The following is a 19,386-nucleotide window of genomic DNA, read 5'->3' as shown; positions in this document are numbered from 1 at the left end:
TGACGTGGCCGTTCGACTGGAGTTGCACGTGGCCGGGCGCATCGAAGACTACGCACTCATCGGAGACATGCAGACCGCTGCCCTGGTCTGCCGGGACGGCACAGTGGACTGGCTGTGCCTGCCCCGCTTCGACTCGCACGCCATCTTCGCCGGCCTGCTGGGCACCGAGGAACACGGCTTCTGGCGGCTCGGACCGGCGTACGCCTCCGACCAGCAGCCGCCCACCGCGGCCCGGCGCAGCTACCGCGGTGACTCGCTGATCCTGGAATCCGAGTGGGACACCCAGCGGGGCACGGTCCGGGTGACGGACTTCATGCCGCCGCGTGACGGCGCCCCGCAGCTGATCCGGATCGTGGAGGGCGTCTCGGGCCGCGTGCCGATGCGCTCGGCGCTGCGGATGCGGTTCTCCTACGGGCGGGTGGTGCCGTGGGTGCACAAGCACGACGGGCGCACGGTGGCCGTGGCGGGCCCCGACTCCGTGTGGTTCGACACCACCGCGGAGACGTACGGCAAGTCCCTGACGACCTACGCCGACTTCACGGTCGCGCCGGGTGACCGGATCGCGTTCACGATCTCCTGGCAGCCCTCGCACAAGGAGGCGCCGCCGCTGCCCGAGCCGGAGCAGTCGCTGGAGGCGACGGAGGACTTCTGGCGCGAGTGGGTCGATCACTGCACGTACCACGGCCCCTACCGGGAGGCCGTGATCCGCTCGCTGATCACGCTGAAGGCCCTGACGTACGCCCCGACCGGCGGCATCGTCGCCGCGCCGACCACCTCCCTGCCGGAGGACATCGGCGGCGTGCGTAACTGGGACTACCGCTACACCTGGCTGCGCGACGCGGCGATCACGCTGTCCTCGCTGCTGCGCACCGGCTACCGCGAGGAGGCCCGCGCCTGGCGCGAGTGGCTGCTGCGAGCGGTGGCCGGCGACCCGGAGAACCTCCAGATCATGTACGGCATCGCCGGCGAGCGCGAGCTCGGCGAGGCGGAGCTGGACTGGCTGCCGGGCTTCGAGAACTCCACCCCGGTCCGGGTCGGCAACGGCGCCGCGCACCAGCTCCAGCTGGACGTCTACGGCGAGGTCACCGAGGCCCTGCACCTGGCGCACATGACGGGCCTGGCGCGCAACGACTACGCCTCGCTGCTCCAGCTGAAGCTGATCCGCTACCTGGAGGACCACTGGCAGGAGCCGGACGAGGGCATCTGGGAGGTGCGCGGCCCGCGCCGCCACTTCGTGCACTCCAAGGTGATGGCCTGGGTCGCCGTCGACCGCACGATCAAGCTGATCGAGTCCGGCGACGCGGACGGCCCGCTGGAGCGGTGGAAGGAACTGCGCGACGACATCCACCGCGACGTGTGCGAGAAGGGCTACGACAAGGAACGCAACACCTTCACGCAGTCGTACGGCTCGAAGGAGCTGGACGCGTCGCTGCTGCTGATCCCGCAGATGGGCTTCCTGCCGCCGGACGACAAGCGCGTCATCGGGACCATCGAGGCGATCCAGCGGGAGCTGTCCACGCCGGACGGCTTCATCCTGCGCTACCCGACGCAGGGCGACAACGAGGGCGTGGACGGCCTGCCCGGCGACGAGGGCGCGTTCCTCGCCTGCTCGTTCTGGATGGCCGACGACCTGGCGATGATCGGCCGCGTGGACGAGGCCCGCAAGCTGTTCGAGAAGCTGCTGTCGCTGCGCAACGACCTCGGCCTGCTGGCGGAGGAGTGGGACCCGCACCTGAAGCGCCAGGTGGGCAACTTCCCGCAGGCGTTCAGCCACGTGCCGCTGATCGACACGGCACTGCGCCTGACGGCTTCGGGCGCCTACGGCGGCTGAGCGGGCCCGAACGGCCATGGCCGCCTAGGCTGGAACCGGACCATTGCCCCTTATAGGGAAGGGGGCGGCCATGGCTTCCCTCTCGACGGCGGGCGCGGCTCTCACCGCGCTGCGCGAGGATCTGACCGGCGACGTGTTCGCCCCGCAGGACCCGGGCTACGACGAGGCCCGGGCCGTCTTCAACACCATGATCGACCGACGGCCCGCCGTGCTCGCGCAGTGCGCCGACGAGGACGACGTCGTGCGGGCCGTGCGGTTCGCCCGGGAGCTGGACCTGCCGGTCGCGGTCCGGGGCGGCGGCCACAGTGTGGCGGGCATGGCCGTGGGCGAGGGCAGCGTGATGATCGATCTGCGCCGGATGCACGAGGTGACCGTGGATCCGGCGGCGCAGGCGGCCCGGGTCGCCGGCGGTGCCACGATGAGCCACCTGGACCGGGCCACCGAGCCGTACGGACTGGCGACGACCGGCGGCCGCGCCTCCACCACCGGTGTCGGCGGTTTCGTGCTGGGCGGCGGCACCGGCTGGCTCGACCGCTGGTGCGGGCTCGCCGTCGACAACCTGCTCGGAGTCGAACTCGTCACCGCCGACGGCGCCCGGGTCCACGCGAGCGCCGACGAGAACCCGGACCTGTTCTGGGCGCTGCACGGCGGCGGCGGGAACTTCGGCGTCGCCACGGCGATGACGCTGCGGCTGCACGAACTGCCCGAGTTCTCCATCGCGCTGGCGCTGTTCCTGCCGGAACACGGCCCGGACGTGGTGCGCACCTTCCGCGAGGTGATCGCGCACGCGCCCGACGAGGCCAGCGGCGGCATCATCTACTTCACCGGCCCGCCGGAGGAGTTCGTACCGGAGCACCTCGTGGGCACCCTCGTGTGCGGCATGCTGCTGACGTACGTCGGCGGCGAGGACGACCTGCGCAAGGTCGCCCAGCCCCTGCTGGCCCTGCCGCACGAGACCGAGATCGTCGGCGCCATGCCGTACGCCGACGTCCAGTGCATGCTCGACGACCCGCCCGGCATGCGGCACTACTGGTCGGCCGAGTACCTGACGGGTGCGCCCGACGACTTCGTGGACGTCTACTGCGCGAGCGCCGAGGCCGTGCCCGTACCCACCGGGACCCAGTACGTGCTGCTCCCGCAGGGAGGCGCCATCGCCGCCGGCCCGCATGAGTACCCGGTGCCCTACCGGGACGCTCCCTGGGCGGTGCACCCCTACGGCATGTGGCAGGACCCGGCGGACGACGAGCGGTGCGTGCGGTGGGTGCGGGACGTGCGCGCCCGCGTGCGGCCGTGGAGCACCGGCGCCGTCTACCTGAACTTCATCGGCGACGAGGGCACCGACCGGGTGGTCGCGGGGCTCGGCGCCGAGAACACCGGGCGGCTGGCGGAGCTGAAGCGGCGTTACGACCCGGACAACGTGTTCCGCTTCAACCACAACATCACGCCGGCCTGAGGGCCGTGAGCGTCCGCTCCCCCGCCGGGTCGCCCGCCGTGGCGGGGACGAGGGCGATCTCGTCGAGGCCGGCCTCGGCGTAGGCGTCGATACGGGCGCGGACGGTGCCGGCGTCGCCGACGAGGGCGACCGTGTCCGCGGCCTCGGGCGGCAGGGCCCGCAGCAGGGTGTCCGGGTCGGCTCCCTTGGCGGCCAGTTCGACGACCTCGGCGAACCCCGCCTCGACGAACATGTCGCTGTAGCCCGGCACGGCGAGATAGCCGACGACACTGCGCAGGACCTGCGTGAGCGTCTCCGGCTGCGGGTCCACGGCGGCGGGCAGCCAGGCGGCCAGCCTCGGCGGCGTACGTCCGGCCCGCTCGGCGGCGGCGAGCATCCGGGCCCGCAGCATGCGGACCTGCTCGGGGGAGACGAGGTCGAGCAGCATCCGGTCGGCGTGCTCGACGGCCGCGGCGACCGCGCGTTCGCCGAACGCCGCGACGGTGAGCCGGCCTCCGGGCGGCGGCAGCCGGCGCGTAAAGCCGCTGCCCGGCACGATCGGCTCGCCCGGCCTGCTGTCCATCAGCGCGCGCACGGCCGCCGCCGACTCCGCGAGGGCGGCGGCGGGCCGGGTCCGCGGCCGGCCGTGCACGCCCTCGACGACCCGCTTGCTGGAGGTGCCCAGGGCCACGCCGACGGGCCGGCCGGTGACGGCCGCGGTGGACGCGGCGCCCCGGACGATGGTGAGGGGGTCGCGCACCGAGACCGGCACGGGCCCGGCGGTCAGCACGGCCTGTTCGGTGGCCGCGCCGATCGCCGTCGCCAGGACGAACGAGTCCCACGTCGGTCCCTCGCCCGCCCACACCTCCCGGTATCCGAGCCGGTCGGCGAGCACCGCCACCCGCAACGGCTCCTCGAGCGGACTGTCGTCTTCCCGCCCCACGGCGACCACGCTGATGTCCATGACCGCGCCCGTACCCGGTCGTCCCCGGGGCAATCCCCGCTCCCTCGTCCCTGAGATGTCCGACAGGCGCCCGCGCGGGTAGCGTCCGGCTCATGGACAGCGCGACGGACAGCGGCGACGGCACCCAGGGCGCCGGGATCACCGTGCAGCGGGCACTGGAGCTGCCGGGGCTGCGCAGCGGGCTGCCCGAGGTGCTGGCGGGCGCCGACCGGCTGGGGCGGACCGTGCGCTGGGTGCACGCCGGTGAGGTGCCGCACATCGCCTCGCTGCTCAAGGGCGGCGAGCTGCTGCTGACCACGGGCTACGGCCTCGGCACCCGCCCGGCCGAACAGCGGGCGTTCGTAAGGACGCTGGCCGAGCGCGGCATCGCCGCCCTGGTCGTGGAACTCGGCCCGCGCTTCACGCGGCTGCCCGCCGCCCTCGTCGACACGGCCCGTTCGGCCGGGCTGCCGCTCGTCCAACTGCACCGCGAGGTCCCGTTCGTCACGGTCACGGAAGAGATCCACACCGAGATCGTCAACGGCCACTACGCGCTTCTCCAGCGGGCCGAGGAGGTGCACCGGCGGTGTACGCAGGCCCTGCTGGGCGGCGGCGGGGTACCTCAAGTCCTGGGCATCCTGGCCGACTTCGGCGGCAATCCCGTCTTCCTGGAGACGGCGGACGGGCAGTTGCTGTACGCCGCCGGGGCCGGTCCCGAGGGCGCGGATCCGCTCCAGGTGTGGGAGGGGCTGCGCGGCCAGCACAAGGACGAGCCGCCGCTCGCGGGCTCGGTCCTGGTGGACGTGCCGGGCGGCGGGCCGGGCAGCGGGGGCGTCCGCGCGCGGCTGGTGCTGCTGCCCGTACGGGCTCCGCTGGCGCCGGTGCACCGCATGGCGGCGGAACAAGCCGCGGGCATCCTGGCCGTGGTGCTGATGCAGGCACGGCAGGAGGAGGAGCTGGCGGCGCGCGGGCGCGGTGACTTCCTCACTGACCTCGCCGAGGGCCGCGTCACGGCACAGGACGCCCCGGCACAGGCCCGCGTGCTGGGCTTCAGGCCGGGCGACGGCCCGCTGCTGCCGGTCGTCATGCGGCTCGGGGACGCCCTCTCCCCCGGGGGAGGCTGGGCCGTGCTGGCCCGCGCGGTGTCCGGGGAACTGGCCTCGATGGGCATGCCCGTGCTGCTCGGGGTACGGCCGGTGGAGGGCCGGGTGCTGGTGCTGCTGGGCCTGCGCTCGGAGCCGGAGCGGGCGACGGTGGCGGACCGGGTCGCGGCGGCGCTGCGCGCCGGGGTGGGCCGGGCCGGGATGCTGCGGCCGGGCGGGCCGCCGCCGGTGGTGGTCGTGGGGGTGGCGGGCGGCTGGACGGCTGCGGCGTCGGGCCTGCGGCACGCGGCCGAGACGGCGACGGCGGCCCAGGGCCTGCCGGACCGGCCCTGGTACGACGCCCGGCGCCTGGACACCGACCTGCTGCTGTGGCGGCTGCGCGACCATCCGGACCTGGCCGCCTTCGTCGACCGGGCCCTCGGTCCGCTCCTGGAACACGACCGGCGCTCCCGGCCGCCGCTGCTGCCCACCCTGTCGACCTATCTCGCCCACGCGGGCCGCAAGGCGGAGACGGCCCGGGAGCTCCACCTCAACCGGCAGACGCTGTACAACCGCCTGGCGCGCATCGGGGAGTTGCTGGGCACGGACCTCGACGACCCTCAGACGGTCCTGGCCCTGAGCCTGGCGCTCCGGGCCCGCAGGCACGTTCCGTAGCGCCGAGAGATGTCTAAGCGAGGGGCCGGGGCTGGGTCAACTCGTCGTAGACGCTGAGCACTTGGGCGACCGTCTCGTCCTCGGTCGGCCAGGTCGCCGCCTGCCGCGTGCCCTTGGCCTTCAGCAGTTCCCGGCGCTCGGGGTCACCGAGCAGGCGTACGACGGTGCCGGCGAGCGCTCCCGCGTCACCGCGCGGGACGAGTTCGGCCGCGTCGCCGACGAGTTCCGGAATGCCGCCGCCGTCGGTCGCGACGAGCGGCACGCGCGCGTGGAGGGCCTCCTGGGCGAGGACGGAGCGCGCCTCCTCCCACCGGCTCGGCAGCAGGGCGAGGTCGGCGGCGGCGAGCAGGTCGGTGATGTCGTCGCGCCGCCCGATGAGCCGGACGGGCAGGCCCTCGCTCTCGATCCGCTCCTGGAGTTCACCGCGCAGCGGCCCCTCGCCCGCGATCACGACCAGGGGCACGGGATCGAGCCGGCGCCAGGCGCGGGCGGCGTCCAGCAGCACGTCGTACCCACGGTGCCGCTGCAGGGAGCCGACGGCGATCAGCAACGGCCGTCCGATGGCGCCGAGTTCGGCACGCACCTTGGGCCGCAGCCCGTCGGGATCGTCGGGCTCCGCGGGCCTGCGCGGGCCGGGCAGCGCGACGGCCGCGAGCCGCGCGTCCCGCGCGCCGGTGAGCCGCGCCCGGTCCACGAGGGCCGAGGTCGTGCCCAGCACCACCGTGGCCGCCTTCACGACCCGCCGCTCCAGCACCCGCAGCAGCTGGGCGCGGGCCCCGTCGGCATGCGCCCGGTCGTGCCACGTCACGACGAGCGGAGTCCGCACGCGCCGCCCGCTGAGGGCGAGCACGGTGCGGAACGAGGCGTGCAGTCCGTGCGCGTGCACCAGATCGGCGTCGGCACAGGCCGCCCGCAGGGCCGCCACCGACACCGGGTCACTGCTGCGCGGCACATGCACGTGGTCGGCCCCGACCCCGCTGAAGTCATAGGCGTGATCCGCCTCGGAGGGGACGCACACCGTGACCTTCACGCCCCGGGCGACGAGCCCCGCGGCCAGGGAGCGGACATGCGCACTGCTGGCCGCATTGCCTCCGCCCAGCACCTGCACGGTGCGCAACGGCGACTGGCCATGCGGTGAGTGGCTGCTCACGGGGGTCACGTGGCCGGGCTCCTGGTTCGGGTCGGGCGATCACCGCGCAGGATTCCCGCGCGTACTCCGCCAAGGATGCCAGGACATCCGCGGGTTACGGGAACGCCCGGAGCCCGGCGGCGCGACAGTGGGGCGCGGCTTCGGGGACACGCGCCGGGCCAGGTCACCCACACGAGTGAAGATCGGCTACAGGCCGCTCGTCCGCTACAGATCCGCCCGAGCCGTCGCCAGCAGCTCCTCGGCGTGCGCCCGGGCCGTCTCCGAGTCCTCCTGGCCGGCGAGCATCCGGGACAGCTCCCGGACCCGCTCCTCCCCTTCCAGCACCTTCACTCCGGAACGGGTGACCGAGCCGTCGTTCGTCTTCTCGACCAGCAACTGCCGGTCGGCGAAGGCGGCGACCTGCGGAAGATGGGTCACGACCACGACCTGCGCGGTCTTCGCCAGCCGCGCGAGCCGCCGGCCGATCTCGACCGCAGCCTTGCCACCGACACCGGCGTCGACCTCGTCGAAGAGATACGTCGGCACGGGGTCCGTCCCCGCGAACACGACCTCCACGGCCAGCATCACGCGGGACAGCTCACCGCCGGACGCCCCCTTGGCGATCGGCCGTGCCGGCGCGCCCGGGTGGGGAGCCAGCAGCAGCTCCACCTCGTCGGCACCCGCGGGCCCGTACGCGACCGGACGGCCGCCGACCTCGACGCCGTCGGGATCCTCGGTCTGCCGGATGTCGAAGGACACCCGCGCGTGCGGCATGGCAAGCGAGGCCAGCTCGGCTGTCACGGCCGCCGCGAACCGCTCGGCGGCCTCCCTCCGCGCGTCCGTCAACGCCTGTGCGAGGCCGCCCAGTTCGGCCCGGAGCGCGTCCCGCTCGGCGGTCAGTTCCCCGATCCGCTCGTCGTCGCCGTCGAGTTCGGTCAGCCGGGCGGCGGCGCGCTCGGCCCAGGTCAGCACGGCGGCGATGTCCTCGCCGTACTTCCGGGTCAGCCCGGTGAGCGCGGCCCGCCGCTCCTCGACGGCCGCCAGCCGCAGTGGATCGGCGTCCAGGTCGTCGGCGTACCCGGCCAGATCCCCGGCCGCGTCGCGCAGCAGGATCCCGATCTCCCCGATGCGGTCGGCGAGCGCGGCCAGCGCCGGGTCGTGCGACCGTACGGCGTCCAGGGCCCGCTGCGAGCCCGCGACGAGCGTCCCGGCGTCGACGCCCTCGGGGTCCTCCGGATTGCCCGCGAGCGCGGCGTGCGCGACCGCGGCGGCGGACGCCAGCGCCTCGGCGTGCCCCAGCCGCTCGGCCTCCTCGGCCAGCTCCACGTCCTCCCCGGCGCGGGGCTCGACGGCGGCGATCTCGTCGAGCCCGTAGCGCAGCATGTCGGCCTCCTGGGCCCGTTCACGCGCGCGTGTGGTGATCTCGTCGAGCTCGGTGGTAACGGCCCGCAGCCGCTTGTACGCCTCGCCGTACTTGGCCAGCGGTGCGGCGACCGCGTCACCGGCGTACCGGTCGAGCGCCTGACGCTGCCGGGACAGCTTCAGCAGCCCCTGCTGGTCGGTCTGCCCGTGCACCGCCACCAGCTCGTCGGCGAGCTCGGCGAGCACTCCGACGGGCACGCTGCGCCCGCCCAGGTGCGCCCGCGAGCGCCCCTCGGCGGAAACGGTACGGCTGATCAGCAGCGCCCCGTCGTCGAGCTCGGCCCCGGCCTCCTCGGCGCGTACGGCGGCCGTGGCGTCGTCGGGGACGGTGATCCGCCCCTCCACGACGGCCTTCCCGGCCCCGATCCGCACGAGCGCCGGGTCCGCGCGCCCGCCCAACAGCAGCCCGAGGCTGGTGACCACCATGGTCTTGCCCGCACCCGTCTCACCGGTGACCGCGGTGAACCCCGGCGACAGCTCGACAACGGCGTCGTCGATCACGCCGAGCGACCGTATCCGCATCTCCTCCAACACGGACACGACCTTACGAGGTCCAAGCCAAGGATTGCGACTGGCCCGGTCCTGTCACCCACGAGAGTGGCAGCGCCCTTCTTTTCAGGGGCGCGGGGAACCGCGCGACCAGCCACGGCTGATCCGCACCCGCCGACGACGGGCAACCACGCTAATGAGGAGCCCCCCGCCACCCGGAAACAGGCAGCGCGAACTTGGCCACCAGCCGATCCGTGAACGACGCATGATGCAGCCGGGCCAACCGCACGGGCACAGCCCCCCGCCGCACCTCGACCCGCGCCCCCGGCGGCAACTCGACAGTCCGCCGCCCGTCACACCACAAAACCCCCGGCGGAATGTGTGGCAGAACCTCCACAGCCAACACAGAATCCGGCGATGTCACCAACGGCTTCGCAAACAACGCGTGCGCGCTGATCGGCACCATCAACAGCGCCTCGACCTCCGGCCACACCACCGGCCCGCCCGCGGAGAACGCGTACGCCGTCGACCCCGTGGGCGTCGCACACACGATCCCGTCACAGCCGAACCCCGTCACCGGCCGCCCGTCGATCTCCAGGACGACCTCCAGCATCCGCTCGGCGGACACCTTCTGCACCGCCGCCTCGTTCAGCGCCCAGTCCGTGTGCACGATGTCCCCGTTGCGATGCACCACGACGTCGACGGTCATCCGCTCCTCGACCTCGTACGCCTTGGACACCACCCGGTCGACGACCTTGTCGAGGTCGTCCCGCTCGGCCTCCGCGAGGAAGCCGACCCGGCCGAGGTTGACGCCGAGCATCGGCACGCCCGACGCCCGCGCGAACTCCGCACCGCGCAGCAGCGTGCCGTCACCGCCCAGCACGATGAGCAGCTCACACCCGTCGAGGCACTGCGGGGTGGCCTCCTTGACCAGCTCCACCTCGTCCGGCAGCGGCAGGTCGCACGCCTCGGCCTCCAGGACCCGCACACCCAGACCGGAGCGCAGCAGCCCCTTCACGACGAGTTCGGCACTGCGCACGGCGGCGGGCCGGCCCGTGTGGGCGAGCAGGAAAACAGTACGAGCTCGGTTCTCGGTCAACGCGGCCCCTCCGCCACTGCACGGTCGACATCGGCCGGGTCCAGTTCCGGTGCCCCGGCCCGCAGCCACAGAAAGTATTCGACATTCCCCGACGGCCCGGGCAGCGGACTGGCCGTCACGCCCTTCACCCCGAGCCCCAGCCCCCAGGCCTTGCCCGCCACCCCCGTCACCGCTTCGGCCCGCAGCTGGGGGCTGCGTACGACTCCCCCGCTGCCCAGCCGCTCCTTCCCCACCTCGAACTGCGGCTTGACCATCATCACCAGGTCCGCGTCCGGCTTCACGCACCGCACCAGGGCGGGCAGGACCAGCCCGAGCGGGATGAAGGACAGATCCCCCACGACAAGATCCACAGGCTCCCCATCGATCTCTTCAAGTGTCAATTCGCGAACGTTCGTACGGTCCTTGACGGTGACGCGTTCATCGTTCTGGAGAGACCACGCGAGTTGTCCGTATCCGACGTCCACGGCGACGACGTGCGCGGCGCCCGCACGCAGCAGGACATCGGTGAAACCACCGGTGGACGCGCCGGCGTCGAGCGCCCTGCGCCCCTCGACGACCAGGCCCTGCGGCAGGAACGCCGTCAGCGCGCCGGCGAGCTTGTGGCCGCCGCGCGACACGTAGTCGGGATCGTCCGCGTCGGCCGCGACGACGATCGCGGCCGCGGTCTCCACCTGCGTGGCGGGTTTGGTCGCGACGGTCTTGCCGACGGAGACCCGCCCGGCGGCGATCAGCTGGCCGGCATGCTCACGCGAGCGCGCGAGCTTCCGGCGGACCAGCTCCGCGTCGAGACGGCGGCGTGCGACTCCTGCCACGTTCGGTTCAGCTCCTAGGTCCGTGCTGCGACGGGGGCGCCGGGGGTTCCGGGCGGGCGTCGAGCGCGGTCAGCGCGTCGCGCAGCCCCCGGTGTACATCCTCGTACACCTCGACGTGTCCGTCCGTGGCGAGGTGGTCCGCGTCGCCGAGCCGGTCCAGGGCCGCGTCCACGCCGGCGTCGCCCGTGGGGGTGCGGGGCACGTTCAGCGGGGCGGGGGCGGCGGGGTCGTCCTCCAGCGCAGGTTCGGGCTCCGGCTCCGGTTCGGGGGCGGGCGCGTCCTCCCCGGCCGACATTTCGGGTACTGCGTCTTCCATGCCCCGACGCTACCGCGAACCGCTGCGGTACCGTCGACCGCGATGGCCACGATCGAGGAGTGCCGCAGCGCACTCGACAAGCTCTCCGACAACATGCAGCGCGCCGAAGGGGACGTCCGCGACGCCGCGGCCCTGGACCGTTCGGTGAGCTGCCACATCACGGACCTGGACGTCACCTTCGTCGGCCGTATGCGCGGCGGGCGGATCGAGGTGCACGACACCGTGCAGGGCCCGCCGCCGGACAAGGCCGAGATCAGGCTGGCCATGACCGGTGACGACCTGGTCGCCCTGGTCGACGGCGAGCTGAGCTTCGCCAAGGCCTGGGGCTCGGGCCGGGTGAAGCTGTCCGCGGGCGTACGCGATCTGCTCCAGCTCAGGAAGCTCCTGTAGCGACCGCCTTCTCGGCCCCGGCCCCGGCTCCCGCCCCCACGCGTGCCTTCCGCGCCGCCGGCACGACCAGCGGCGTGCCCGTCTCCGGGTCGTCGATGACCTGGCAGCGCAGGCCGAAGACCTCCTCCACCAGGCCGGCCGTGACGATGTCCTTCGGCGCGCCCTGGGCGATGACCCGGCCCTCGCGCAGGGCGATGAGGTGGGTGGCGTAGCGGGCGGCGTGGTTCAGGTCGTGCAGCACGGCGACGAGCGTGCGCCCCTGCTCCTCGTGCAGCTCCGCGCACAGGTCCAGCACGTCGATCTGGTGCTGGATGTCCAGGAACGTCGTCGGCTCGTCGAGCAGCAGCAGCGGCGTCTGCTGGGCGAGTGCCATGGCGATCCACACGCGCTGGCGCTGGCCGCCCGACAGTTCGTCGACGTAGCGCTCGGCCAGCTCGGCGACGCCGGTCTGCCGCATCGACTCCTGGACGACCCGCTCGTCCTCGGTCGACCACTGGCGCAGGATGCCCTGGTGCGGGTAGCGGCCGCGGCCCACCAGGTCCCCGACGGTGATGCCGTCGGGCGCGATGGACGTCTGGGGCAGCAGACCGAGCGTGCGCGCCACCTTCTTCGCGGGCATCGACTGGATGACCTGCCCGTCGAGCAGCACCCGGCCCGTACTGGGCTTGAGCATCCGCGACAACGCCCGCAGGAGCGTCGACTTGCCGCACGCGTTGGGGCCGACGATCACGGTGAAGGAGTTGTCGGGTATCTCCACCGACAGTTGCTCGGCGATCACCCGCTGGTCGTAGGCGAGGGTGACGTTCTCGGCGGACAGACGGTTCACGGTGCTCCTTCGGTTCTCGCTCATATCCGGCCCGCTTTGCGTTCGGTGACCAGCAGCCACAGCAGGTAGGCGCCGCCCAGCACGCCGGTGACCACGCCCACGGGCAACTGCTCGGCGCCGAACGCCCGCTGCGAGAGCCAGTCGGCGACGACCAGCAGGGCGGCGCCCATGCACAGGGAGGCCAGCAGGTTCGGGCCGGGCGCGCGGGTCAGGCGCCGGGCCAGCTGCGGCGCGGTGAGCGCGACGAAGCTGACCGGACCGGCGGCGGCGGTCGCGGACGCGGTCAACAGCACGGCCGCCACCATCAGCAGCAGCCGTACGCGCTCCACCCGCACCCCGAGGGCGTACGAGACGTCGTCGCCCATCTCCATCATCCGCAGCCCGCGCGCGTTGCACAGGACGAGCGGCACGAGCACCGCGCACAGCCCGAGCAGCGGCCAGACCTGAGCCCAGTCGCGGCCGTCGAGGGATCCCGTCATCCACACGACCGCGCGGGCCGCGTCCACGATGTCGGACTTGGTGAGCAGATACCCGTTGACCGCCGTGACGATCGCGGAGACGCCGATGCCGACCAGCACCAGCCGGTATCCGTGCACTCCCCGCTTCCAGGCGAGCACATAGATGGCGAGCCCGGTCACCAGACCGCCCACGAGCGCGCCGGCGGCGACCTGGTTGGCGCTGCCGGAGAACAGCACGATCACGGTGAGGGCGCCGGCCGTCGCCCCCTGCCCGAGGCCCAGCACGTCCGGACTGCCCAGTGGATTGCGGGAGATGGACTGGAACAGCGCGCCGCCGAGCCCGAGCGAGGCGCCGACCAGCAGCCCGACCAGGACCCGCGGCAGCCGCAGTTCGTTGACGATGAACTCCTGGCCAGGGTTGCCCTCGCCGAACAGCGTCCGCAGCACGTCGGCGGCCGGGATCGGGAAGTCGCCGGTGCCGATGAGCACGACACTCGCCGTGAGCGCCGCGACCAGCAGCAGGACCACGACGGTCAAGGCCCGCACGTCCAGGCGCACGGAGAGCCCGCCCGGGGTCCGCACGGCACGGTTGGTGGTCTTCACAGCTGCGCCGTCCTCCGCCGTCGTACGAGATAGATGAACACCGGACCGCCGAGGATCGCGGTGACGATCCCCACCTGGAGTTCCGCGGGCCGGGCCACCATCCGGCCGATGACGTCGGCGCCGAGCAGCAGCACGGGCGACAGGATCGCCGCGTACGGCAGGATCCAGCGCAGGTCGGGGCCGGTGAAGGAGCGCACCACGTGCGGCACCATCAGCCCGACGAACACGATCGGCCCGCAGGCCGCCGTCGCCGCCCCGCACAGCACGGTCGCGGCCAGCATGGACAGCGCCCGCGTCCGGTTCAGGTTGGCGCCGAGCGCCTTGGCGGTGTCGTCGCCCATGGCCATGGCGTTGAGCGGGCGGGACAACGCCAGCGCCAGGACCAGGCCGGCCAGCAGGAACGGCAGGACCTGCCGGATGGTCGACTCACTCGCCGAGGACAGCGAACCGACCGTCCAGAACCGCATCTTGCCGAGCGCCGCGTCGTCCATGATCATCACGGCCTGGAGGTAGCCGTAGAGCGCGGCGCTGAGCGCCGTACCGGCGAGCGCGAGCCGCACCGGCGTCGCGCCTCGGCTGCCGCCGAGGAACCACACCAGCGCCCCGACCGCGGCCGCGCCGAGGAACGCGAACCAGACGTAGCCGCTGAGTGAGGTGACCCCGAGGTATGTGATGGCCGTGACGACCGCGGCGGACGCGCCCGCGTTGATGCCGAGCAGCCCGGGGTCGGCCAGCGGGTTGCGGGTGAGCGCCTGGAGAACCGCTCCGGCCAGACCGAGGGCGGCGCCGGCGAGCAGCCCGAGGACGGTCCGCGACAGCCGCTCCGAGACGACGACGTCGCCGTACGTCCCCGAGTCCTCGAACAAGCCGTGCCAGACCTGCCCGAGGGACAGCTGTTTCGCCCCGATCGCGATACTCGCCAGCGCGACGAGCACCAGGATCGCGACGGCCAGGACGAGCCCGAAGGCCCGGATCGCCCGTCGGGTCGGGGGCGCGGGGGCGGTCTCCGCGCGCTGTTCGGGGGGACTGTCGACCAACACGCAGGTTAGGTTAGCCTACCCTGCTATCCGATCTCGATCCCGGAGCGCGACCGCCGCCCCGGACACCCCGCCGGAGCGTGCCAGTGCACCGCGGATCCACCTGGACCCGGAACCGGGGACCCGGCCGGCGCTCGGAACCGCGGACCCGACGGGCACTCAAAGACCCAGCCTCGCCAGCGACTTCCCCCCGTCCAGCGCGCACACCCCCGCACCGGCGGCCGTCCACGCCGCGGCACACAACGCGCGCAGCCCGTCCAGCGCCTCACCGTCCCCGTCGAGCTCCAGCCGGTCCGCACCGGCCGTCGCCGTCCAGCCGCCGCACCGGAACCCGCCGTCCGGCACCTCCACGACATCCGGCTGGCCGCTGAGCATCCCGCGCAGATCGGCGTCCACATACGTCGGCCGGTGCTGCGGCGGCGCGGCCAGCAACTGCGCGCCGTCGGTCACCCCGGTCAGGACCAGCAGCGAGTCGACTTCCCCGTTGAACGCGCCCTCGATGTCCGTGTCCAGCCGGTCCCCCACCACCAGCGGCCTCTTCGCCCCCGTCCGCAGGATGGTCTCCCGGTGCATCGGCGGCAGCGGCTTGCCCGCGACCTGCGGCTCGGCGCCCGTGGCGATCCGCACGACCTCCACCGCCGCGCCGTTGCCCGGCGCGATCCCACGCCCGCTCGGAATCGTCAGGTCCGTGTTCGAGGCGAACCAGGGCACACCGCGCGCGACCGCGTAACCGGCCTCCGCGAAACGGCCCCACGGCAGCTCGGGACCGCCGTAACCCTGCACCACCGCCGCCGGATCGTCATCCGCCGACTCCACGGGCACGAGCCCGCGCTCGCGCAGCGCCACCCGCAACCCCTCACCGCCGATGACCAGCACCCGGGCGCCCCGCGGCACCTGCTCGCTGATCAGCCGGGCGACCGCCTGCGCCGAGGTGATGACGTCGTCCGCGCCCGTCGGTATGCCGAGCTCCGTCAGATGCTCGGCCACCGTGTCCGGAGTCCGCAGCGCGTTGTTGGTGACGTACGCCAGACGCATTCCGCGCGACCGGGCCGTGGCCAGCGACTCGACGGCGTACGCGATCGCGCTCCCGCCCGCGTACACGACACCGTCCAGATCGAGCAGCGCCGTGTCGTACGCCTCGCTCAGGGCCTGCCCACTGCCCTCGGGCCTCGTCCTGACGCTCCGGCTCATCCCGCATCGCTCCTCGTTCGACGGCTTTCCCCCGATCATCCCCCATGCCACTGACAGCCGTACGATGCCGGGATGAACACAGCAGGTCACTCGGAAGCAACGGAGCGCCGAGGCCTGGAACTCACCCCGTTCCGAGGCCTTCGTTACGACCCCGACCGGGTCGGCAGCCTGGCCGCAGTGACGTCCCCGCCGTACGACGTCGTCGTCCGCCCGGACGGAGTGCACCATCTCCAGTCCGCCGACCCGTACAACATCGTCCGACTGATCCTCCCCCAGGCCGCCACTCCCAGCGCCCGCAACGACCAGGCCGCCCAGACCCTGCGCCGGTGGCTGTCCGAGGGCGTCCTGACCACCGACCCGGACCCCGGTCTGTACGTCTACGAGCAGCGGGACGGCGACGGCATGCTGCAACGCGGCATCATCGGCGCCCTGCGCGTGTCGGACCCGGCCGAGCAGGTGGTGCTGCCGCACGAGGACGTCATGCCGCACGTCGTCGCCGACCGCGCGGCCCTGATGCGGGCCACCTCGGCGAACCTCGAACCCCTCCTGCTGACCTACCGCGGCGACGACTCGACGACCGCCACGGCGGACCTGATCGAGCGCACCGCCGAACAGCCACCGCTCCTCGCCACCACCACGGAGGACGGCTTCAGCCACCGCCTGTGGTCGGTCACAGCCCCCGAAGACCTGGCGACGATCCAGCACGACCTGGCCCGTCACCAGGCCCTCATCGCCGACGGCCACCACCGCTGGGCGACCTACCGCCGCCTCCGCACGGAACACCCCTCCCCCAGCCCCTGGGACCACGGCCTGGTCCTCCTGGTCGACACGGCCCGCTACCCCCTGCGCGTCCGCGCCATCCACCGCCTCCTGCACGACCTGCCGGTCGTCGAGGCCGTCGCCGCCCTGGAGGGCCATTTCCGCGTGCGCCGCCTCGAAGTCCCGTTGCCCGACGCCCTGGAGGCACTGGCGGACGCGGCCTGCGCGGGCAACGCGTTCCTGCTGGCCGGCGACGGCGCCTTCCACCTCGTCGACCGCCCCGACCCGGACCTCCTGGCCCGCACGATCCCCGCCGACCGCCCCACCGCCTGGCGCACCCTCGACGCGACGGTCCTGCACGCCACGCTCCTCGACCACGTCTGGCGCATCCCCGAGGACTCCCCCGCGCACATCACCTACATCCACGACACCGCCGCCACGGTCGCGAAGGCGGAACGCGACGGCGGTACGGCCGTCCTGATGCACCCGGTCCGCGAGGAGGTCGTCCGCGACCTGGCCCGGCAGGGCGTCACCATGCCGCGCAAGTCGACGTCGTTCGGCCCGAAGCCGGCCTCGGGCCTGGTGCTGCGCGCGCTGGAGCACTGACGCGCTCGCCCGGACACACGAAAGGGGCGGATCCCGACCGGGATCCGCCCCTTCTGCGCGAGGTCAGTCCTTCTGCTCCTCGGCGGCGTCGCCGCCCTCACCCTCGTGCTCGGCCTCGTCCTCGGTCAGGGCGTCCATGAACTCCACCCCGTCCAGCTCGGCGAGCCGGTCCGAGGCGTCCGTGCTGCCGTCCCGGTCGGCCTCCACGGCCTTCGCGAACCACTCCCGCGCCTCGGGCTCCCGCCCGGCCGCCAGCAGCGCGTCGGCGTAGGCGTACCGCAGCCGCGCGGTCCACGGCTGCACGGAGTTCGAGGCCAACTCCGGGCTCTGCAGCGTCACGATGGCCGCGTCCAGCTGCCCCATGTCCCGCCGCGCACCGGCCGCGACGAGCCGCATCTCGACCTGCCCGGCCTTGTCGAGCTTGTGCACCTCGGGTGCCCCGGCCATGTCCAGCGCCTTCTCCGGCCGCCCGAGCCCACGCTCGCAGTCGGCCATGACAGGCCACAGATCGATGTTCCCGGTCATCCGCTTGGCGGCCCTGAACTCGGCCAGCGCCTCACCGTACTTCTGGGTGGCATACGCGGCGAATCCGGCGGCCTCCCGCACGGCGGCGACCCGCGACGCCAGCCGCAGCGCCACCCTGGAGTAGCCGTACGCGCCCTCGGGGTCCTCGTCGAGCAGCCGCGCGACCATCACCAGGTTCTTCGCGACATCGTCCGCGAGCGTCTTCGGCAGGCTCTGGAGTTCCTGACGTACGTCCTTGTCGATCTCTTCGCCCGTGACGTCCTCGGGGATCGGCAGCCGCTTGATCGGCTCCCGGTCCCGCTCCCGCTCCTCACGGAAGCGGCCGCCACCGCGCCGATCGTCACGACGGTCGTCGCGCCGGTCATCACGGCCCCGGAAGCCTCCGGGCCGCCCACCGCGATCGTCCCGTCGCGGGCCACGCCCACGGTCGTCCCGTCCACGGTCGTCCCGCCCACGAAAACCGCCGCGGTCGCCCCGGACGTCGCGGCTGTCGCGGCTGTCGTCCCGACGGAACCCGCCACGCCCGCCCCGAGGAGCGTCGTCGCGCCGGAAGCCGCCGCGTTCCCCGCGGTCGTCCCCACGACGGTCGTCACGGCGCTCGTCACGGCGCTCGTCACGGCCGCGGAAACCGCCTCGGTCGTCACGACGGAAGCCGCGGTCGCGGTCGTCGCCGCGGGGCCCGCGATCCCGGTCGTCACGACGGAAACCGCGGTCGCGGTCACGGTCGTCACGGCGGAAGCCACGGTCACGGTCGTCTCCCCGAGGCCCGCGATCCCGATCGTCTGCGCGGAAATTACGGTCCCGGTTGTCGCGACGCTCAGGGGCACGGTCGTCGCGCCGGGAGAACCCGCCGCGGTCGCCCTCACGCCTGTCGTCACGGCGGTCATCGCGCCTGTCGTCCCGACGGTCATCCCGTCGGAAACCACCCCGCTGCCCGCGGTCATCGCCCCGGCGGTCATCGCGCCGGCCATCGTCACGCCGGCCGTAGCCACCGCCGCGGTTGTCGTCGCGGCGGAACCCGCCGCGGTCCCGGTCGTCCCGCCGCTCCCCGCGGTCATCACGCCGGAAAGCGGGACGGTCACCGCGATCGTCCCGCCGGAACCCGCCCCGATCACGGTCGTCCCTGCGCGGTCCTCGGTCGCGGTCGTCTCGTCGGCCGAATCCAGCACCACGGTTGTCATCACGCCGGAAGCCACCACGGTCACCGCGGTCGCTCCGCTCGCTTCGACGGAAGCCGCCACGGTCTCCACGGTCCCCGCGCTGACCGCCGCGGTCGCTCCGGTCCCCCTCCCGTCGCTGCTGGTCGCGCTCCGGTCGGTCGTCGGGAGAGTTGGTGGACATGGTGACTCCTGTCTTCGGTACCGCAAGTCATTCTCGCGCAGCCGGGTGCCCAGCGCGCAGTGCAAAAACAAAAAGGACCCCTGGTCCCAGCTGAACGCTGGTGACCAGGGGTCCTTCCAAAGATTGTTCGGCGGCGTCCTACTCTCCCACAGGGTCCCCCCTGCAGTACCATCGGCGCTGTAAGGCTTAGCTTCCGGGTTCGAAATGTAACCGGGCGTTTCCCCTACGCTATAACCACCGAAACCCTAATGGTTTCGAGCGAACAAGCACACTCTTCAATTGTTTGTTCTGCTCAAAGCCGACAACTGTTCGTTGTCTCAGAACTAACACAGTGGACGCGAGCAACTGAGGACAAGCCCTCGGCCTATTAGTACCGGTCAACTCCACACGTTACCGTGCTTCCATATCCGGCCTATCAAC

17 protein-coding genes and 2 rRNA genes are annotated in these 19,386 nt (G+C 73.0%); 5 read left to right on the top strand and 14 right to left on the bottom strand.

Translation table 11 applies throughout. The features are described 5' to 3' along the window. Positions 1 to 28 precede the first annotated feature (28 nt). Together ACFZDA_RS27565 and ACFZDA_RS27560 are read left to right on the top strand one after the other, a co-directional pair. Positions 29 to 1,831 (top strand): glycoside hydrolase family 15 protein, encoded by a 1,803-nt coding sequence (locus tag ACFZDA_RS27565; RefSeq protein ID WP_391087216.1) that lies wholly within the window; start codon positions 29 to 31, stop codon positions 1,829 to 1,831. A 70-nt stretch (positions 1,832 to 1,901) separates the two neighbouring features. Further along, on the top strand, positions 1,902 to 3,284 hold the full coding sequence (locus ACFZDA_RS27560) for an FAD-binding protein (protein WP_391086543.1): 1,383 nt from the start codon (positions 1,902 to 1,904) through the stop codon (positions 3,282 to 3,284). Here the strand turns inward: ACFZDA_RS27560 and ACFZDA_RS27555 are convergent. After that, a complete protein-coding gene (locus ACFZDA_RS27555; RefSeq protein ID WP_391086541.1) occupies positions 3,271 to 4,227 on the bottom strand; it encodes an LLM class F420-dependent oxidoreductase in 957 nt (318 codons plus the stop codon). The genes ACFZDA_RS27560 and ACFZDA_RS27555 overlap by 14 nt on opposite strands. A gap of 92 nt (positions 4,228 to 4,319) precedes the next feature. Here ACFZDA_RS27555 and ACFZDA_RS27550 point away from each other — a divergent pair, with 92 nt between their 5' ends. After that, entirely contained in the window at positions 4,320 to 5,963 is a 1,644-nt protein-coding gene (locus tag ACFZDA_RS27550; RefSeq protein ID WP_391086539.1) for a PucR family transcriptional regulator ligand-binding domain-containing protein, read from the top strand. A gap of 13 nt (positions 5,964 to 5,976) precedes the next feature. Here ACFZDA_RS27550 and ACFZDA_RS27545 read toward each other — a convergent pair whose 3' ends face one another. The 5 genes from ACFZDA_RS27545 to ACFZDA_RS27525 all read right to left on the bottom strand — a co-directional run bounded on the left by ACFZDA_RS27545 (position 5,977) and on the right by ACFZDA_RS27525 (position 11,230). Then, on the bottom strand, positions 5,977 to 7,122 hold the full coding sequence (locus tag ACFZDA_RS27545; protein ID WP_391086537.1) for a glycosyltransferase: 1,146 nt from the start codon (positions 7,120 to 7,122) through the stop codon (positions 5,977 to 5,979). Between the two features lie 195 nt (positions 7,123 to 7,317). Further along, complete coding sequence (gene recN / locus ACFZDA_RS27540) at positions 7,318 to 9,036, bottom strand: DNA repair protein RecN (RefSeq protein WP_391087213.1); 1,719 nt, start codon at positions 9,034 to 9,036, stop codon at positions 7,318 to 7,320. A gap of 160 nt (positions 9,037 to 9,196) precedes the next feature. Beyond that, entirely contained in the window at positions 9,197 to 10,102 is a 906-nt protein-coding gene (locus tag ACFZDA_RS27535) for an NAD kinase (RefSeq protein WP_086562948.1), read from the bottom strand. Next, complete coding sequence (locus ACFZDA_RS27530; RefSeq protein WP_391086534.1) at positions 10,099 to 10,914, bottom strand: TlyA family rRNA (cytidine-2'-O)-methyltransferase; 816 nt, start codon at positions 10,912 to 10,914, stop codon at positions 10,099 to 10,101. Before ACFZDA_RS27530 ends, ACFZDA_RS27535 begins: the two co-directional genes overlap by 4 nt. A gap of 7 nt (positions 10,915 to 10,921) precedes the next feature. Continuing rightward, entirely contained in the window at positions 10,922 to 11,230 is a 309-nt protein-coding gene (locus ACFZDA_RS27525; protein ID WP_391086532.1) for a hypothetical protein, read from the bottom strand. A 42-nt stretch (positions 11,231 to 11,272) separates the two neighbouring features. Between ACFZDA_RS27525 and ACFZDA_RS27520 the strand changes: the two genes are divergently transcribed. Continuing rightward, the gene (locus ACFZDA_RS27520) at positions 11,273 to 11,620 is read left to right on the top strand and encodes a sterol-binding protein (RefSeq protein ID WP_391086530.1); all 348 of its coding nucleotides are present in this window, start codon (positions 11,273 to 11,275) and stop codon (positions 11,618 to 11,620) included. Here the strand turns inward: ACFZDA_RS27520 and ACFZDA_RS27515 are convergent. The 4 genes from ACFZDA_RS27515 to ACFZDA_RS27500 all read right to left on the bottom strand — a co-directional run bounded on the left by ACFZDA_RS27515 (position 11,604) and on the right by ACFZDA_RS27500 (position 15,735). Further along, a complete protein-coding gene (locus ACFZDA_RS27515; protein ID WP_391086528.1) occupies positions 11,604 to 12,470 on the bottom strand; it encodes an ATP-binding cassette domain-containing protein in 867 nt (288 codons plus the stop codon). The genes ACFZDA_RS27520 and ACFZDA_RS27515 overlap by 17 nt on opposite strands. Then, complete coding sequence (locus ACFZDA_RS27510; RefSeq protein WP_391086526.1) at positions 12,467 to 13,507, bottom strand: iron chelate uptake ABC transporter family permease subunit; 1,041 nt, start codon at positions 13,505 to 13,507, stop codon at positions 12,467 to 12,469. Before ACFZDA_RS27510 ends, ACFZDA_RS27515 begins: the two co-directional genes overlap by 4 nt. Then, positions 13,504 to 14,547, bottom strand: coding sequence for an iron chelate uptake ABC transporter family permease subunit (locus ACFZDA_RS27505; RefSeq protein ID WP_391086524.1), 1,044 nt, complete (start codon positions 14,545 to 14,547; stop codon positions 13,504 to 13,506). Before ACFZDA_RS27505 ends, ACFZDA_RS27510 begins: the two co-directional genes overlap by 4 nt. A 156-nt stretch (positions 14,548 to 14,703) precedes the next feature. After that, positions 14,704 to 15,735, bottom strand: a complete 1,032-nt coding sequence (locus ACFZDA_RS27500) for an HAD hydrolase-like protein (protein ID WP_391086522.1) — start codon at positions 15,733 to 15,735, stop codon at positions 14,704 to 14,706. A 72-nt stretch (positions 15,736 to 15,807) separates the two neighbouring features. On the opposite strand from ACFZDA_RS27500, the gene ACFZDA_RS27495 reads away from it, so the two are divergent. Further along, the gene (locus ACFZDA_RS27495) at positions 15,808 to 17,100 is read left to right on the top strand and encodes a DUF1015 family protein (RefSeq protein ID WP_391086520.1); all 1,293 of its coding nucleotides are present in this window, start codon (positions 15,808 to 15,810) and stop codon (positions 17,098 to 17,100) included. A gap of 63 nt (positions 17,101 to 17,163) precedes the next feature. Here ACFZDA_RS27495 and ACFZDA_RS27490 read toward each other — a convergent pair whose 3' ends face one another. The 4 genes from ACFZDA_RS27490 to ACFZDA_RS27475 form a co-directional block, all read right to left on the bottom strand. After that, on the bottom strand, positions 17,164 to 17,901 hold the full coding sequence (locus tag ACFZDA_RS27490; RefSeq protein WP_391087210.1) for a hypothetical protein: 738 nt from the start codon (positions 17,899 to 17,901) through the stop codon (positions 17,164 to 17,166). Continuing rightward, positions 17,793 to 18,866 carry a hypothetical protein gene (locus ACFZDA_RS27485; RefSeq protein WP_391087265.1) on the bottom strand — a complete coding sequence of 358 codons (1,074 nt, stop codon included), beginning with the start codon at positions 18,864 to 18,866 and terminating at the stop codon, positions 17,793 to 17,795. The genes ACFZDA_RS27490 and ACFZDA_RS27485 overlap by 109 nt, the downstream gene beginning before the upstream one ends. Positions 18,867 to 19,091: 225 nt before the next feature. Beyond that, positions 19,092 to 19,208, bottom strand: a 5S ribosomal RNA gene (gene rrf / locus ACFZDA_RS27480). Between the two features lie 105 nt (positions 19,209 to 19,313). Continuing rightward, positions 19,314 to 19,386, bottom strand: a 23S ribosomal RNA gene (locus ACFZDA_RS27475); the annotation flags it as partial.

The sequence above is a fragment of the Streptomyces sp. NPDC007991 genome (assembly GCF_042958445.1).
In the GTDB taxonomy this organism is placed as follows: domain Bacteria; phylum Actinomycetota; class Actinomycetes; order Streptomycetales; family Streptomycetaceae; genus Streptomyces.
The sequence above is the reverse complement of the archived record's forward strand: the minus strand, read 5'-3'. Positions and strand labels throughout refer to the sequence as shown.